Annotated in this window: 13 protein-coding genes; 10 read left to right on the top strand and 3 right to left on the bottom strand. The window is 71.7% G+C overall.

Features of this window, described 5'->3' with window-relative positions:
- The first annotated feature begins 6 nt into the window (after window positions 1-6).
- The 6 genes from ACIQGQ_RS34145 (at window position 7) to ACIQGQ_RS34120 (ending at window position 6811) form a co-directional block, all read left to right on the top strand.
- Window positions 7-1776 (top strand): ABC transporter substrate-binding protein, encoded by a 1770-nt coding sequence (locus tag ACIQGQ_RS34145; protein WP_402403578.1) that lies wholly within the window; start codon window positions 7-9, stop codon window positions 1774-1776.
- Between the two features lie 144 nt (window positions 1777-1920).
- Window positions 1921-2922, top strand: coding sequence for an ABC transporter permease (locus tag ACIQGQ_RS34140; RefSeq protein WP_402403612.1), 1002 nt, complete (start codon window positions 1921-1923; stop codon window positions 2920-2922).
- Window positions 2919-4019, top strand: a complete 1101-nt coding sequence (locus tag ACIQGQ_RS34135; protein WP_402403575.1) for an ABC transporter ATP-binding protein — start codon at window positions 2919-2921, stop codon at window positions 4017-4019. The genes ACIQGQ_RS34140 and ACIQGQ_RS34135 overlap by 4 nt, the downstream gene beginning before the upstream one ends.
- A 41-nt stretch (window positions 4020-4060) precedes the next feature.
- Complete coding sequence (locus tag ACIQGQ_RS34130; RefSeq protein WP_402403609.1) at window positions 4061-5158, top strand: ABC transporter ATP-binding protein; 1098 nt, start codon at window positions 4061-4063, stop codon at window positions 5156-5158.
- Between the two features lie 18 nt (window positions 5159-5176).
- Entirely contained in the window at window positions 5177-5848 is a 672-nt protein-coding gene (locus ACIQGQ_RS34125; protein WP_402403572.1) for a trimeric intracellular cation channel family protein, read from the top strand.
- Window positions 5849-5926: 78 nt separating this feature from the next.
- A complete protein-coding gene (locus tag ACIQGQ_RS34120) occupies window positions 5927-6811 on the top strand; it encodes a thioesterase family protein (protein WP_402403569.1) in 885 nt (294 codons plus the stop codon).
- 299 nt (window positions 6812-7110) lie between these two features.
- Here the strand turns inward: ACIQGQ_RS34120 and ACIQGQ_RS34115 are convergent, their stop codons facing one another.
- A complete protein-coding gene (locus ACIQGQ_RS34115; RefSeq protein ID WP_402403567.1) occupies window positions 7111-7740 on the bottom strand; it encodes a TetR family transcriptional regulator in 630 nt (209 codons plus the stop codon).
- Window positions 7741-7856: 116 nt separating this feature from the next.
- On the opposite strand from ACIQGQ_RS34115, the gene ACIQGQ_RS34110 reads away from it, so the two are divergent.
- From ACIQGQ_RS34110 to ACIQGQ_RS34100, 3 genes are all read left to right on the top strand, one after another.
- Window positions 7857-8018 carry a hypothetical protein gene (locus tag ACIQGQ_RS34110; RefSeq protein WP_402403565.1) on the top strand — a complete coding sequence of 54 codons (162 nt, stop codon included), beginning with the start codon at window positions 7857-7859 and terminating at the stop codon, window positions 8016-8018.
- A 43-nt stretch (window positions 8019-8061) separates the two neighbouring features.
- Window positions 8062-8358, top strand: a complete 297-nt coding sequence (locus tag ACIQGQ_RS34105) for a DUF4190 domain-containing protein (protein ID WP_402403562.1) — start codon at window positions 8062-8064, stop codon at window positions 8356-8358.
- Window positions 8359-8499: 141 nt separating this feature from the next.
- Entirely contained in the window at window positions 8500-9510 is a 1011-nt protein-coding gene (locus tag ACIQGQ_RS34100) for a helix-turn-helix domain-containing protein (protein WP_402403560.1), read from the top strand.
- A 58-nt stretch (window positions 9511-9568) separates the two neighbouring features.
- Here the strand turns inward: ACIQGQ_RS34100 and ACIQGQ_RS34095 are convergent, their stop codons facing one another.
- The gene (locus ACIQGQ_RS34095) at window positions 9569-13393 is read right to left on the bottom strand and encodes a S8 family peptidase (RefSeq protein WP_402403557.1); all 3825 of its coding nucleotides are present in this window, start codon (window positions 13391-13393) and stop codon (window positions 9569-9571) included.
- Between the two features lie 358 nt (window positions 13394-13751).
- On the opposite strand from ACIQGQ_RS34095, the gene ACIQGQ_RS34090 reads away from it, so the two are divergent.
- Window positions 13752-14921, top strand: a complete 1170-nt coding sequence (locus tag ACIQGQ_RS34090; RefSeq protein ID WP_402403554.1) for a cysteine desulfurase family protein — start codon at window positions 13752-13754, stop codon at window positions 14919-14921.
- A gap of 3 nt (window positions 14922-14924) precedes the next feature.
- On the opposite strand, the gene ACIQGQ_RS34085 is transcribed toward ACIQGQ_RS34090, so the two are convergent.
- Window positions 14925-15590 (bottom strand): N-acetylmuramoyl-L-alanine amidase, encoded by a 666-nt coding sequence (locus ACIQGQ_RS34085; protein WP_402403551.1) that lies wholly within the window; start codon window positions 15588-15590, stop codon window positions 14925-14927.
- Window positions 15591-15610: the final 20 nt, after the last annotated feature.

Genomic DNA, 15610 nt, shown 5'->3' with positions numbered 1-15610 from the left:
GAGAAAATGTCCACAGTCACCTCGAAACGACGGCTCACCGCGGGTGCGGCCCTCGTGGTCGCGGCGCTGATGACCACCACGGCGTGCGGCGGCGGCGACGGCGAGGACGGCGGCAGTGCGAAGGGCGCCGGATACAACGCGGCGTTCAACAAGGTCGCCAACCCGTCCACCAAGAAGGGCGGGACGCTGAAGTTCGTCGGCAAGCAGGACCTCGACTCCGCCGACCCCCAGCGCGCCTACTACGGCATGGCCTGGGACTTCATGCGCTTCTACACCCGCCAGCTGGTGACCTACGACACCAAGCCGGGTCAGGCCTCCACCAAGCTGGTCGGCGACCTCGCCACCGGCCCCGGTGAGATCACGGACGGCGGCAAGACCTACACGTACAAGCTGCGTGACGGTCTGACCTGGGAGGACGGCTCGAAGCTGACCTCCAAGGACGTCAAGTACGGCATCGAGCGCATCTGGGCGACGGACACCATCACCGGTGGCCCGCAGTACCTCATGCAGACGCTGGACCCCAAGGGCGAGTACAAGGGCCCCTACAAGGACAAGGCCGCGGACAAGCTCGGCCTGAAGGCGATCGAGACGCCGGACGACAACACCATCGTCTTCAAGCTGCCCAAGCCCAACGGTGACTTCGAGCAGTTCCTCGCCATGCCGTCCGGCTCGCCCGTGAAGGCCGACAAGGACACCGGGACGAAGTACACCCAGCGCCCGTTCTCCAACGGCCCGTACAAGTTCGAGTCGTACAAGCCGGGCAAGAGCATCGTGCTCGTCCGCAACGACAAGTGGCAGAAGTCCTCGGACCCGGTGCGCGCCGCCCTCCCGGACAAGATCACGGTGACGATCTCCGCCAACCTGGAGGAGAACGACAAGAAGCTGATGGCGGGCGACTACGACGTCGACCTCAACGGCACCGGCATGACCCAGTCCGGCCGCGTCACCGCCGTCCAGAAGCACAAGGACAGCGTCGACAACATGCAGACGTCCTTCGTCCGCTACGTCGCCCTGGTCCACACGGCGAAGCCGTTCGACAACGTCCACTGCCGCAAGGCCGTCTTCTACGCGACGGACTTCGCCGGTCTCCAGCAGACCCGCGGTGGCGAGCTCGCCGGCGGTGCGATCGCCAACAGCACGCTGCCGGCCTCCATCAAGGGCCACAGCGACTACGACCCGTACGGCGTCCTCGCCCGCAAGGGCAAGCCGGACCTGGCCAAGGCCAAGGACGAGCTGAAGCAGTGCAACCAGCCGAGCGGCTTCTCCACCAAGCTCAGCGCCCGTAACAACAACCCGGGCGAGGTCGACACCGCCGAGGCGCTCCAGGAGCAGCTCGGCAAGGTCGGCATCAAGGTCGAGGTGGACCCGATCGACGGCGCCGAGGCGTCCAGCATCACCGGCTCGCCGTCCGTCGTGAAGAAGCGCGGCTACGGCATGACCATGAGCGGCTGGGGCCCGGACTTCCCGTCCGGCCAGGGCTTCGGCCAGCCGCTGTGGGACAGCCGCTTCCTCTCGGAGACCGGCAACTACAACGAGTCGCAGCTGAACGACCCGAAGATCGACGGCCTCTTCGACAAGGCGATCGCGGAGACCGACCCGGTCAAGGCCGGTGAGGTCTACGCGGAGCTCGACAAGCGGATCCTCGACCAGGCCGACTGGATGCCCTTCATCTACGAGAAGAACATCACCTGGCGCGGCAGCCGTCTGACCAACGCCTACATGTCCGACGCCTACAACGGCCGCTACGACTACGCCTCGCTCGGCGTCGTCAAGTAGTCGCTCCGGTCGACAGCATTCGCAGTCAACCCCGTTGACTGCCCCTCCGCCGCCGAAACCCGCCAGTCCGAAGGGCAGGTGATGGCCGGGGCGGTGGCCGGGAACCCCGCGCAGGGGTTCCCGGCCACCGCCGGGCCGCGCACAGTGCTTGCTTATCTCATCCGGCGCCTGTTCGCCGTAGTCATCATGGTGCTCGTCGTACTGCTCGCGACGTTCACCATCTTCTTCATGCTGCCCAAGTGGGCGGGTCAGGACGTCGCAGTCCTCTTCGCCGGCAAGGCCTCCGGTGCCGAGCAGCTCCAGGGCATCCGGATCAAACTGGGTCTCGACGACCCCCTCCTCGTCCAGTTCTGGGATTTCGTCAAGGGCATCCCGATGGGGCGCGACTACGCGAACGGTGCCGACGTCACCCACTGCGCCGCGCCCTGCTTCGGGTACTCCTTCCGTACCGAGGTCCCGGTGTGGACCACCCTGAAGGACGCGCTGCCCGTCACCGGCGCGCTCGCCGCGGGCGCCTGCGTCCTGTGGCTCCTCGGCGGTGTCGCCACCGGTGTGGTCTCGGCGCTGCGCCGCGGCACCATCTGGGACCGGGCCGCGATGACCACGGCCCTCGCCGGTGTCTCGCTGCCGATCTTCTTCACCGGCATGGTCGCCATGGGCCTGTTCGTGCACACCCTCGGCTGGGTGCGGATCGCCGACAACCTCTCCACCGACGACAACATCGGCGTCTGGTTCCAGTCGCTGATCCTGCCGTGGATCGTGCTCGCCTTCCTCAACGCCGCGATGTACGCCCGGCTCACCCGGGCCACCATGCTCGAAGTGCTCGGCGAGGACTACATCCGTACCGCCCGCGCCAAGGGCCTCGGCGAGAGCACCGTCATCACCCGGCACGCCCTGCGTTCCGCGATGACGCCGATCCTCACCGTCTTCGGCCTCGACATCGGCGTGCTCCTCGGGGGCGCCGTGCTCACCGAGTCCACGTTCAACCTGCCCGGTCTCGGGCTCGCCGCGGTCCAGGCGATCAGCAGCAAGGACCTTCCGGTGATTCTCGGCGTCACCCTGTTCGCAGCACTCGCGATCGCGGTCGCCAACCTCGTCGTCGACATCATGTACGCCGTCATCGACCCGCGAGTGAGGCTGGGATGACCGAACCGAACAAGACCGGTGCCGCGCTGGGCGAGCCCACGAGCTCCGGCTCGCCCGCCCCCACCGCCTTCCTGGAGGTCCGCGACCTCAGGGTGCACTTCCCGACCGACGACGGCCTGGTCAAGTCCGTCGACGGGCTCAGCTTCCAGCTGGAGAAGGGCAAGACCCTCGGCGTCGTCGGCGAGTCCGGCTCCGGCAAGTCCGTCACCTCGCTCGGCATCATGGGCCTGCACACCACCGGCCAGTACGGCAAGCGCAAGCCCCGCGTCTCCGGCGAGATCTGGCTGGACGGCAAGGAACTGCTCTCTGCCGACCCGGACGAGGTGCGCAGGCTGCGCGGCCGCGACATGGCCATGATCTTCCAGGACCCGCTGTCCGCGCTGCACCCGTACTACACGATCGGCAAGCAGATCGTGGAGGCGTACCGGGTCCACCACGACGTCGACAAGAAGACCGCCCGCAAGCGGGCGATCGAGATGCTCGACCGGGTCGGCATCCCGCAGCCCGACAAGCGCGTCGACAGCTACCCGCACGAGTTCTCCGGCGGTATGCGCCAGCGCGCGATGATCGCCATGTCGCTGGTCAACAACCCCGAACTGCTGATCGCCGACGAGCCGACGACCGCGCTCGACGTGACCGTCCAGGCGCAGATCCTCGACCTGATCCGGGACCTGCAGAAGGAGTTCGGCTCCGCGGTCATCATCATCACCCACGACCTGGGCGTCGTCGCCGAGCTGGCCGACGACCTCCTGGTGATGTACGGCGGACGCTGCGTCGAGCGCGGCCCGGCCGAGAAGGTGTTCTACGAGCCCCGCCACCCCTACACCTGGGGTCTGCTGGGCTCCATGCCGCGCCTCGACCGCGAGCAGACCGACCGGCTCATCCCGGTCAAGGGTTCCCCGCCGTCACTCATCAACATCCCGTCCGGCTGCGCCTTCAACCCGCGCTGCCCGTACGCGGACGTGCCCAAGGACGACGTCACCCGCACCGTACGGCCCGAGCTCCAGGAGGTCGGCAGCCGGCACTGGGCGGCCTGCCACATGTCGCAGGAGCAGCGGGAGCGTATCTGGACCGAAGAGATTGCGCCCAAGCTGTGAGCGAGGACAAGGCCGTGACGAGCGAGGACAAGGGCGCGGACGTGCCCGAGCAGAGGTCGGCCGCGCCCGAAGCCCCGGCCGGCGGCACCCCTTCCGGCGAGGTGCTGCTCCGGGTGACCGGGCTGCAGAAGCACTTCCCGATCAAGAAGGGGCTGCTCCAGCGCACCACCGGCGCCGTGAAGGCGGTCGACGGGATCGACTTCGAGGTGCGCTCGGGCGAGACCCTGGGCGTCGTCGGGGAGTCCGGCTGCGGCAAGTCGACGATGGGCCGCCTGATCACCCGGCTGCTCGAACCCACTGCGGGGAGCGTCGAGTTCGAGGGCAGGGACATCACGCACCTCGGCGTGGGCGGCATGCGCCCGATGCGCCGGGACATGCAGATGATCTTCCAGGACCCGTACTCCTCGCTGAACCCGCGGCACACGATCGGCACGATCGTCGGCGCCCCCTTCAAGCTCCAGGGCGTCACGCCCGAGGGCGGCGTCAAGAAGGAGGTGCAGCGGCTGCTGGAGGTCGTGGGCCTCAACCCCGAGCACTACAACCGCTACCCGCACGAGTTCTCCGGCGGCCAGCGCCAGCGCATCGGGATCGCCCGCGCGCTCGCGCTCAAGCCCAAGCTGGTCGTGGCGGACGAGCCGGTCTCCGCGCTCGACGTGTCGATCCAGGCGCAGGTGGTCAACCTGCTCGACGACCTCCAGGCCGAGCTGGGCCTCACCTACGTGATCATCGCCCACGACCTGTCGGTGGTCCGGCACGTCTCGGACCGGATCGCGGTGATGTACCTCGGCAAGATCGTGGAGATGGCCGACCGCGAGTCGCTCTACCGGGCGCCGATGCACCCGTACACCAAGGCGCTGCTCTCGGCGGTCCCGATCCCGGACCCGAAGCGCCGCTCGGCCAAGAGCGAGCGCATCCTGCTCAAGGGCGACGTCCCCTCGCCGATCTCGCCGCCCAGCGGCTGCCGTTTCCACACCCGGTGCTGGAAGGCCACGGAGGTCTGCAAGACGCAGGAACCGCCGATGGTCGCGCTGCGGACCGGCCATCAGGTGGCCTGCCACCATCCGGAGAACCAGCAGGCGGACGGTCCGGCCGTCCCGGCCGCGACCTCCGATACGCCGAAGGACAGCGCAGAGGGGTAGTACCGGCACAATTGCCCGGTGCTCACCGAACTGTTCACGCCCTCCGTCCAGCATGCGCTCGACATCGTCGGAATCTTCGTCTTCGCGATCTCCGGCGCTCTGCTCGCCGTACGCAAGAACTTCGATGTCTTCGGCATCGCGGTGCTCGCCGAGGTGACCGCGCTGGGCGGGGGGCTGTTCCGTGACATCGTCATCGGAGCGGTCCCGCCCGCCGCCTTCACCGACCTCGGCTACTTCACCACCCCGCTGCTCGCCGCCGTGCTGGTGTTCTTCCTCCACCCCCAGGTCGAGCGCATCCAGGTGGCCGTCAACGTCTTCGACGCGGCGGGCCTCGGGCTGTTCTGCGTCACGGGCACGGTCAAGGCGTACGACTACGGGCTCGGCCTCACCGCCTCGGCGGCGCTCGGGCTCGCCACCGCGGCCGGCGGCGGCGTGCTGCGCGACGTCCTGGCCAACGAGGTGCCCTCGCTGCTGCGCTGGGACCGCGACCTGTACGCGGTGCCCGCCGTCGTCGGCGCCGCCATGACCGTCCTGTGCATCCGCTTCGGCATGCTGAACGCCCTCACCAGCGGCGCCGCCGTGATCGTGGCCTTCGTGCTCCGGCTGATGGCGATGCGCTACCACTGGCGGGCCCCGCGCGCCTTCAACCGGAAGTCCGCGGCGGCCGAGGAGGGCGCCGCGGCCACCTGAGCCGCCCGCCGCGGTCCGCGCTGTGATCCGCCTCAAAAAGCTACCGCTCAGTAATACAATCGGTGTACGGTGCGTCGCATGGCACAGGCAGCAGAGCAGGCGGCGCAGACCGGACCGGCGACCATCGGGTCCCCGGCGACCATCGGTGACAGCGAGTTCGACCGCGACACCGCGGTCACCCTTCGCGAGGAGGGCGTCTACGACGCCGAGCTCTCCGCGGGCTGGACGATCATCCACGCCGTCAACGGCGGCTATCTGCTCGCCATGCTCGGCCGCGCACTGGGGCAGGCCCTGCCGCACCCGGACCCCTTCTCGGTCTCCGCGCACTACCTCACCGCGTCCGTCCCCGGCCCCGCGGTGATCCGGACCCAGACCGTCCGCACCGGCCGCACCCTCTCCACCGGCCAGGCCTCGCTCTTCCAGTACGCGGAGGACGGCTCCGAGGTCGAGCGCATCCGGGTCATCGCCACCTACGGCGACCTGGACGCGCTGTCCGACGAGGTCCGCACGGCGGTGAAGCCGCCCGCCATCCCGCCGCTGGAGCAGTGCCTCGGCGCCAACGACGGCCCGGCCCCGATCCCCGGCAGCTCCGCCATCACCGGCCGGCTCGACATCCGGCTCGACCCGGCGACGGTCGGCTGGGCCGTGGGCGCGCCCTCGGGCAAGGGCGAGATGCGCGGCTGGTTCGGCCTCGCGGACGGCCGCGACGCCGACGCGCTCTCGCTGCTGCTCACCGTGGACGCGCTGCCGCCCACCTCCTTCGAGCTGGGCCTCAAGGGCTGGACGCCCACCGTCGAGCTCACCACCCACATCCGCTGCCGCCCGGCCCCGGGCCCGCTCCGGGTCTCCATCACCACCCGCAACCTCGCGGGCGGCTTCCTGGAGGAGGACGCGGAGGTCTGGGACAGTGCCGACCGCCTCGTGGCCCAGTCCCGCCAACTCGCCCGCGCCCCGCGCCCCTGACCCTCCGGCCCTGCCCCCGGCGCGCCCCGTGTGGCGTGACGGGGGCGGGGTGCTGGCCGAAGGCCGGTGCGAGTCCGGGGCAACCGAATGAAATCGGCTGCTCCGCTCGGTAAACTCCCGGCTCACGAAGCGTTGTCCCCGCGTGTGCGGGGGTGATCCGTACACGCTCTACCAGGGCACCACCAGCAAGGGGTCGTCCCCGCGCGTGCGGGGGTGGTCCGGGCGCCATCAATGGCGTGATCGAGCTTCTGAACGTCGTCCCCGCATGTGCGGGGGTACCCGGTTGGCCCCCGTGCGGGTTACGCGGCCCCGTCGTCCAGCCAGTGCGCCCGGCCGAGGGTGACCAGTCGGAGTCGGCGGCGGGCCGTTTCGGCCACCTCGTGTTCGCCCTCCGGGCCCGCGTCCAGCAGGGCCGACGCGGTGATCACCATGTGGTCGACGTAGAAGCCGCCCAGCATCAGCAGGTCCCCGTCGCTCCAGCCCCGGGACTCGGGCTCCTCGGCGAGCGACGCCGCCACCTCCTCGGCGAACCGCCGCAGTTCGGCCGCGATGGCCTCCCGCACCGGACCCACCCCGCCGTGCTGCTCGCGCGCGATGAAGCGGAAGTGCGCGGGCTGCTCGGCGACATGGCGCAGTATCAGTCCGATGCCGCGCCCGAGCCGCTCCTCGCTGTCCCCGGTCTCGGCGAGGATCGCGCCGATCACGCCGTGCAGGCTCCCCAGTGCCTCCTCGACGAGTGCCACGCCGAGCGCCGCCGTGTCGTCGAAGTGCCGGTAGAAGGCGGTGGGCGCGACCCCGGCGGCGCGGGTCACCTCCCGCAGCCCGAGGCTGCTGAGGCTCTGGTGCTCCAGAAGCGCGAGCGCCGCGTCCAGCAGCGCCTGACGCGTCCTCATCTTCTGGGCCAGCCGGGTGCCGGCGGTGTGACTCATGCCATTCAGTAAACAACTGTTCTCCGGAGCGGGGAAGCCGTGCGTGCGATTAGACTGATGAGTCAGTGAACAGTCGTACTCTCAAATGCTCGTGAGGGTCCGGGGAAAGGCTGAACATGGTCGTCCTTGTCGCCGTACTGCTTCTGTTCGGGGTCGTGCTCGGGGCGGTGGCCCAGATCCCGTTGCCGTTGAGCTTCGCGCTCGCCGGCCTGATCGGATGCTGGCTGCTGGTCTTCGCCGTACGCGAGCGCGCCGGCGCGCAGCGACGTCCCCGCTGACCCCGCCCACCCCCCCACCGCAGCCTTGAAGGAGCCCGCACCCATGACACTCATCGCGCCGGCCCGCCACCCCGATGCGGAGGGCGTGCGCGCCGGCCGTTCCACCCGGGACGCCGACGGACTGGCCGTCGCCTCCTTCGTGCTCGGGCTCGTCGGCCTGCTGGTGATGAACATCCTGCTCGGCCCGGCCGCCATCGTGATGGCGGTCCTCGCCCTCGTCCGGTCCACCACCCGTCGCGGCCGCGCCTGGCTCGGGCTCGCCCTCGGCGTCGCCGACCTCGTGGTCCTCGCCCTCCTCGTCACCGGAAACGGCGCCGCCGCCTGGAGTTTCGGCGGCTGAACCCGGCACGGCGGCAGCGGCGGGCGCCAGGGAAACCGTGGTGTCTTCTTGATCGCCCGGCGGGGGCGACCGCATCCTGTTCGATCATGGACGGCACAGTGGGCGTCCGCTCGGGGTGGGCTGCGGGGAGGGAGAAGGCGCGTGCTGGAGATAGCCGGGATCGGGGCGGCGGAGGAACGGCTCTACCGACACTTGGTGGAGGTGCGGGGTGCGGGCGTGGACGAGATCGTCCAACAGCTCCACATCCAGGAACACGAGGCGGCGTCGCTCCTGTCCTCCCTGCATGACAAAGGCATGGTCGGGCGGCTGCCGGGCGACGGCGGCATGCGGTACGTACCCGTCCCGCCGGACGTGGCGCTGCAGCCTCTGCTGGCGCGCGGCCAGGAAGCGCTGGAGTGGGCGCGGCGCGGGGTGGAGCAGCTGGCCGAGGAGTACCGGGCGGGCGGCCGGCGCCATGACGCCGGGCAGCTGGTCGAGGTGATCACCGGGGCCGGTGCCATCCGCCAGCAGCTGCGCCAGCTCGCCTACGGGGCCCGCAGCGACCTGCGGTGGTTCTGCAAGGCCAATCCCGTGGCGCTGCGCGCCCAGGACAACGACGAGGAGTTCGAGCTGCTCGCCCGGGGCATCCGCTACGAGGCGATCTACGAACGGGCCTGCCTGGAGGCGCCCGGCATGGTCGACAACGTCGCCCAGGGCATCCGCGCCGGTGAAGTGGCCCGCGCCACCAGCACGATCCCCGTGCGCATGGTCATCGTCGACAGCTCCGTCGCCGTCTGCCCGCTGATGCCGAGCAGCACGACCGGAGCCCGGGGCGAGCCGACCGCCGCGATCATCCGCAGCAGCACTCTCCTGGACGCCCTCGTCGCCCTGTTCGACATCCAGTGGGCGGCGGGGACCCCGCTGCACGTCACGGAGACGGGCGAACTGGCCGACTTCGCCGGGGGCATGAGCCCGGGCGGCAGCCTCACCGGCGACGAGCGCTATCTGCTCTCCCTGGTCGTCGCGGGTGTGGCGGACAAGGCGATCGCGACCCAGCTGGGTGTCAGCCACCGCACGGTGCAGCGCCGGATCACCGCGCTGATGCAGCGGGCGGGCGCGAAGACGCGTACCCAACTGGTCTGGCAGGCGGCGCGGCGCGACTGGCTGTCGTAGGACGCGCGGAAGCCGCGACCGGGTCGGCCGCGGCTTCCGGATCAGGCCGTACGTCCTCCTACCTCAGCGCGTACGCCCGCTCGATCCGCTGGGTCACCTCGTTGCCCGCGTCGTCCCAGGCGCGGACCCGCAGCGTGACGTACCCGCTGGTGCGGGCGGTCGAGGGGTGGGCGACCCGGACGCGGTAGGCGCCGTCACCCCGGGCGGACGTCTTCGCGGCCTGCCAGTGCCCGCCGTCGTCGTACGAGACGGACATCTCCATGCCCTTCACGGAACGGCCCGTCAGACCGTCCGGGTAGCGGGCGCTCACTCCGAAGGCGAAGGCCCCGGAGTCGGGGGCGGCGCCCCGGAGGTCGGTGGCCACGTCGTAGTCGAGCTGGAGGAGGGGGAGCAGGGACTCCTCGCCCTCGGCCGGGCGGGGGGCGGTGAACGACCAGCTGGTGCTGGTGGCCCGCGAGAGGGTGCCCTCGGGGCTGCTGCGCTTCACGTCCAGGTCCAGTTGGTAGCGGCCGTCGTCCCGGCCCGCCGGGAAGACGCCCCACGCCCGGGGGCCCTTGGCGAGGACCTCGCCGTCGCGACGCAGTACGGCGCTGGTCTCGTCGGGGTACGGGGTGTCGGCCTTGGTGCCGGGCAGGGCGAAGCCGTAGTGGCCGGCGGTGCTGTCGGCGAACTCGGGGACGCCGATGGTCAGCTGGTCGCCCTTGCGGAACGCGAGCCCGTCGACGCCCCGGGGGATCGCCGGGCGCACCACGGCCCCGTTCCAGCTCTCCGTGACGCGTTCACCGGGCCGGTAGGTGCGCTGGGGGCCGAACATGCCGGTCCCCACGGCCTGGAGCGCCCAGGCGGTACGGGGGTTGACCCAGTGCAGCCACCGCGTGTCGGCGGGGCCGCTCAGGTACTCCGTACGCACCTGCCCGGTGCGGACGTACCGGGACCGGATGGAGAGGACCCCGTTGTCCCCCTCCCACGGCCGCCAGGACGGCCGGTCCTCCGTGACGTAGCGGACTCCGTTCGTGTCCGGGTAGCGCGAGACCACGGTGGCGGTGTTCCCCGGTTCGACGGTGTGGACGACGCGCTCGGGGACGCGCTGCCGCGAGGACTGCACGACGTCGTAGACGTACGGGCTGTCCGGGGTGCCCTTCAGCTCCAGCACGGTGCCCGGCTTGCGCAGCCGCTCCGCGGTGGCGTGGGAGGCGTACAGCCCGATCGCCGGCAGCCGGGCGCCCACCGGCTGCCAGGACGCGGACGAGTACAGGTTGCCCTCGGCGGTGGTGAGGGCGGCCGCGGCTCCGGCGCGGGCGGCCTCGGCCACCGCCTCGTCGTACTCGAGTCCCTCCAGCGCGACGAGCACCGCCGCGCCGCGGACGTCCGTGCCGCGGGCGCGCAGCGCCGCGTAGTCCTCGGGGCGTCCGTGACCGGCGTCCACCACCCGTAGGCGCCGCGTGCTCTCGACGGCGGGGGAGTTGTGCAGCAGACGGAGGGGGACACCGGCGGTGGCGGTGCGGGAGACGGTGCGTGCGGTGAGCAGCGGCGCGGCGAGCTGCCAGCGGGAGGAGAACTCGAACTCCCCCTCGGTGTACTTCTTGGTGGGGGTGACGTAGAGGCGGTATCCGCCGCTGTGCCCGCTGGTGAAGAAGCTGATGAAGTCCCGGTTCGCGGTCGACCAGTGGGTGGAGAAGACCACCGTGCCCCGGTGTTCGGCCGGTTTGGGGGTCCGGATGTCCACGGGGACCGCCTTGCGCGCGTCGAGCACCACGTCCGTGGCGCCGTCCACCCGCAGCTGGGGGTCGACCACCAGGCTGCTGGTCGCGTTCTCCTCCGTGTACTGCGAGATGACGCCGTGCAGGTAGTACGTGCCCGAGGGCACCTCCACCGCCGCGGTCTCCCCGGCCGGTACCGACCCGATGATGTCGAAGCGGCCCACGGGGCCCAGCAGGATCAGCGGGGAGATGTCCGCCGGCTGCCCGGCGCGGTCGATGCCGCGCAGGGTGACCTTGTGCTTGGCCGGGTCCTTCGACGCGGAGAGGACGGTGTGCGTGACGGTCTTGCCGTCGGCCGAGGTCGCGGTGAGACGGCCGCCGTAGACGCCCTGCGACAGCGCGGACGCGTCGAGGGTCACGGTCACGTCGGACGTGCCGTGGGCGGCCACGGTGACCTGCTCGGGGGCGCTGATCGCACCGGTCGGGGCCGGGGAGTCGAACATCCCGTCGAAGGTGGTGTCCAGGGCGAGGGTGACAGGCGCGTCACCGTCGTTGGTGTAGGTGACGTGCACCTGCTGCTGGCCCGAGTCGGGGGTCAGGGAGCCGAATCCGGTGGTGCCGGTGGCGCGTACCTGCTGGCGCACCGAGCGGGCCACGTCCACCCGGCCGGTGCCCTGCTCGTAGACCGTCCGGTCCGGGGTGGTCCGCGTCGTGCTCATCAACGCGTCCTTGAGCTGCTCCGCGTTCCAGTCCGGGTGCTGACCGGCCAGGATCGCCGCCGCGCCCGCCACGTGCGGGGTCGCCATGGACGTACCCGACGCGGCGGTGTACGACGCGTCCACCGGGCTGCCCATGGACGTGCCGGCCGCGCGTGCGGCGACGATGCCGACGCCGGGAGCCGTGAGGTCGGGCTTGGCGCCGTTGTCCCCGACGCGCGGGCCGCGGCTGGAGAAGGAGGCCAGCTGGTCGTCGCGGTCGACGGCGCCCACGGTCAGCGCGCGGGCCGCGGCGCCCGGGGAGCCCACCTGGTAGTCCGCGCCCGTGTTGCCCGCCGCCACGACGAAGAGGGCGCCGGTGTCCTCGGTGAGCTGGTCGAGGGCGATGCTCAGGATGTCGGTGCCGTCGGTGGGCTCGCCGCCCAGGCTCATGCTGATGACGTCGGCGCCCGCGTTGGCGGCCCACTCCATCCCGCCGAGGATGGCGGAGTACGGTCCGGAGCCGGTGTTGTCCAGCACCTTCCCGATCATCAGCCGCGCCCCCGGTGCCACGCCCTTGCGCGAGCCGCCCGAGGCGCTGCCGCTGCCGGCGATGGTCGAGGCGACATGGGTGCCGTGGCCGTGGCCGTCGTTCGCGCTGGGGTCCCCGGTGAAGTTGCGTACCTCGCCGAGCCTTCCGGCCAGGTCGGGGTGGGTGGCGTCGACCCCGGTGTCCAGGACGGCGACGGTCGCGCCCTTTCCGTCGTAACCGGCCTGCCACGCCTCGGGCGCACCGATCTGCGCGGTGCTGCGGTCGAGGGAGACATGCGCCTTCGCGTCCAGCCACAGCTTCTCGACGCCGTCCTCGAAGGCCGCGTTCTTGAAGGCGGAGCCCCTGGAGGCGCTCTTCGCGCCGCTCCCGGCGAGGCTCTTGGCGAGCGCGTCGTCGTCGATGGCCTTCCAGAACCGCCGGGCCTGCTTCTTGTCCGCCTTCAGCGCCGAGCCGCGCAGGCTCTTGAGGACCAGGCCCTTGCGCGAACCGGTGGGCGCCCCCTTGGCCGTGGGGTTCGTCCCGCCGGTGTAGCGGGCGATCAGCGGGATGGCGGAGGTGTGGGCGTCGTCGTAGCCCTGCTCGATCAGGGCGGTGATGTTGAACAGCTGCCGGTCCAGCTTCCCGGAGGAGATGTACGGGAGCGCGGCGCGGGGCAGCACGTACGTCTGCTTGTCGATCTCCAGCTGGGTGAAGTCGGCCTGCGTGGCGCCCGGGGCCGGGTCGACGGAGACGGCCTTCCGGCCGCCGGGGAAGGTCTCCAGCCGCACCCGGTCACCGGTCACGAGTGTGACGGAGGCGACCTCGGGGCGGCCTGCGGGGTCCGCTCCGACGGAGGCGGGTGCCGGAGCGGCGTTCGCGCCGGAGGCGACGGGGGACAGAGTGGCTATGAGGACGCCCGCCGCCAGAACGGCGGCAGAGCGATGCCGTATGTGCATCGGAACCTTTCCAGGGGGCAAGGAAACGGACACGCGGTGCGGCTCAAGACTGGGGCCCCCACTGATCGCCGCACCAGACCTCTCCGGTGCCGTGCTTGCGACATGTCGCCAAGACGACACGGTGGCTCCACCGCGCGGACCGGCAGGGCCACCGGGACGGGGCGCTCTTCCGCGCCGCCGGCAACGGCCTCGCCGCCCGGGGTCCCACCGGCCGGACCGGGCGCGGGACCCGACGCCCCCACCTGCCCGGACGTCCCCCGGAACGGGGCGGGAAGGGCCACATCCGGCCGTGCGCGGGTGCCGGGGCGCGATGCGCCCGCCGTACGCCCCGCCCCCGCCTCGTAGAATCGGGCCCACCATGGCTTACCTCGACCACGCCGCGACCACGCCGATGCTTCCGGAAGCGATCGAGGCGATGACCGCCCAGCTCGCCCTCACCGGCAACGCGTCCTCCCTGCACGCCGCCGGGCGCCGGGCCCGCCGTACCGTCGAGGAGTCGCGGGAGACCCTCGCCGAAGCCCTCGGCGCACGCCCCAGCGAGGTGGTCTTCACCTCCGGCGGGACCGAGGCCGACAACCTCGCCGTGAAGGGGCTGTACTGGTCCCGCCGCGCCGCCGACCCGCGCCGCACGCGGGTGCTGGCCAGCCCGGTCGAGCACCACGCGGTGCTGGACGCCGTCGACTGGCTCGCCCGGCACGAGGGCGCGAACGTCGAGTACCTCCCCGTCGACCGGTACGGGCGCGTCCACCCGGACGCGCTGCGCGAGGCGGTCCTCCGCGACCCCTCCGACGTCGCGCTGATCACCGTGATGTGGGCCAACAACGAGATCGGCACCATCCTCCCGGTCCGCGAACTCACCGCGGTGGCCCAGGAGTTCGAGATCCCCATGCACGCGGACGCGGTGCAGGCCGTCGGGCAGCTGGCGGTCGACTTCGCCGCGTCCGGGCTGGCCGCCATGACCGTCAGCGCGCACAAGATCGGCGGCCCGTTCGGCATCGGCGCGCTGCTGCTGGGCCGCGAGCACACCCCCGTGCCCGTGCTCCACGGCGGCGGCCAGGAGCGGCACGTCCGCTCCGGCACGCTCGACGTGCCCGCCATCGCCTCCTTCGCCGTCGCCGGACGGCTGGCCACCGAGCGGCGGGAGGACTTCGCCCGCGAGATCGGCGGACTCCGCGACGACCTGGCGGCGGCCGTGCTGGACGCCGTGCCCGACGCCGTCCTCGGCGGCGACCCGGCCCCCGGCGGCCGGCTCCCCGCCAACGCCCACTTCACCTTCCCCGGCTGCGAGGGCGACTCCCTGCTCCTGCTGCTGGACGCCCAGGGCATCGAGTGCTCCACCGGCTCCGCCTGCACCGCCGGGATCGCCCAGCCGAGCCACGTGCTCCTGGCCACCGGCACCGATCCCGACCTGGCCCGCGGCACCCTGCGCTTCTCGCTCGGCCACACCTCCACCAAGGAGGACGTCGCGGAAGTGGCCCGCGCGATCGGACCGGCGGTGGAGCGGGCCCGTACGGCCGGGCTCAGCTGACCGTCAGCGGTTGCCCGCCGCCCGGACCAGCTTCAGATAGCGGTCCCAGTCCCAGTGCCGGCCCGGGTCCGTGTGGTCGGCGCCGGGCACCTCGGCGTGCCCGATGATGTGCTTCCGGTCCACCGGTATCCCGTACCGCTCGCAGACCGCCGCCGTGAGCCGGGCCGAGGCCCCGTACATCCGTGCCGTGAAATCCTGCGGGCGGTCCACGAAGCCCTCGTGCTCTATCCCCACACTGCGTTCGTTGTACGCGCGGTTGCCCGCGTGGAACGCCACGTCCAGCTCGCGGATCATCTGCGTCACCCGGCCGTCCTCGCGCACCACGTAGTGCGCCGCCGCCCCGTGCGCCGGGTCCTGGAAGGCCCGCACGGCGCCCGCGTAGCCGCCCTGGGTCACATGGACGACGACCCGGTCGATCACGTAGTCGTCGGGGCGGTCGGCCCGCCGGTAGTTCGCCGGGGACGCCTCGATCCAGCGGGCCCCGGCGTAATCCACCTCGCCGGGCCTGCGGGGCTTCTCCACCCCGGGCAGCCGCCACCAGGCGCGCCGCAGATCGTCCCGCGCCAGCGCCGCGGCGCCCGCGGCCGTGACGGCGGCGCCGATCAGCAGCCCGCGCCGGCCGATGCCGCGCCCGGACCCCTCGCCGCCCGACGTCCCCTTGCTCCCCATGTGATCCACAACGCATATCG

Source organism: Streptomyces sp. NPDC092952, from assembly GCF_044754785.1.
In the GTDB taxonomy this organism is placed as follows: domain Bacteria; phylum Actinomycetota; class Actinomycetes; order Streptomycetales; family Streptomycetaceae; genus Streptomyces.
Note: the sequence above shows the minus strand (reverse complement) of the source record. Positions and strands in the feature narration are given on the sequence as shown.

Excerpts from the sequence above, each read along its gene's own strand:
- ACIQGQ_RS34085 (WP_402403551.1), bottom strand. The coding sequence starts at position 15,590 with ATGGGGAGCAAGGGGACGTCGGGCGGCGAGGGGTCCGGGCGCGGCATC.
- ACIQGQ_RS34095 (WP_402403557.1), bottom strand. The coding sequence starts at position 13,393 with ATGCACATACGGCATCGCTCTGCCGCCGTTCTGGCGGCGGGCGTCCTC.
- ACIQGQ_RS34145 (WP_402403578.1), top strand. The coding sequence starts at position 7 with ATGTCCACAGTCACCTCGAAACGACGGCTCACCGCGGGTGCGGCCCTC.
- ACIQGQ_RS34105 (WP_402403562.1), top strand. The coding sequence starts at position 8,062 with ATGACACTCATCGCGCCGGCCCGCCACCCCGATGCGGAGGGCGTGCGC.
- ACIQGQ_RS34090 (WP_402403554.1), top strand. The coding sequence starts at position 13,752 with ATGGCTTACCTCGACCACGCCGCGACCACGCCGATGCTTCCGGAAGCG.
- ACIQGQ_RS34115 (WP_402403567.1), bottom strand. The coding sequence starts at position 7,740 with ATGAGTCACACCGCCGGCACCCGGCTGGCCCAGAAGATGAGGACGCGT.
- ACIQGQ_RS34110 (WP_402403565.1), top strand. The coding sequence starts at position 7,857 with ATGGTCGTCCTTGTCGCCGTACTGCTTCTGTTCGGGGTCGTGCTCGGG.
- ACIQGQ_RS34135 (WP_402403575.1), top strand. The coding sequence starts at position 2,919 with ATGACCGAACCGAACAAGACCGGTGCCGCGCTGGGCGAGCCCACGAGC.
- ACIQGQ_RS34120 (WP_402403569.1), top strand. The coding sequence starts at position 5,927 with ATGGCACAGGCAGCAGAGCAGGCGGCGCAGACCGGACCGGCGACCATC.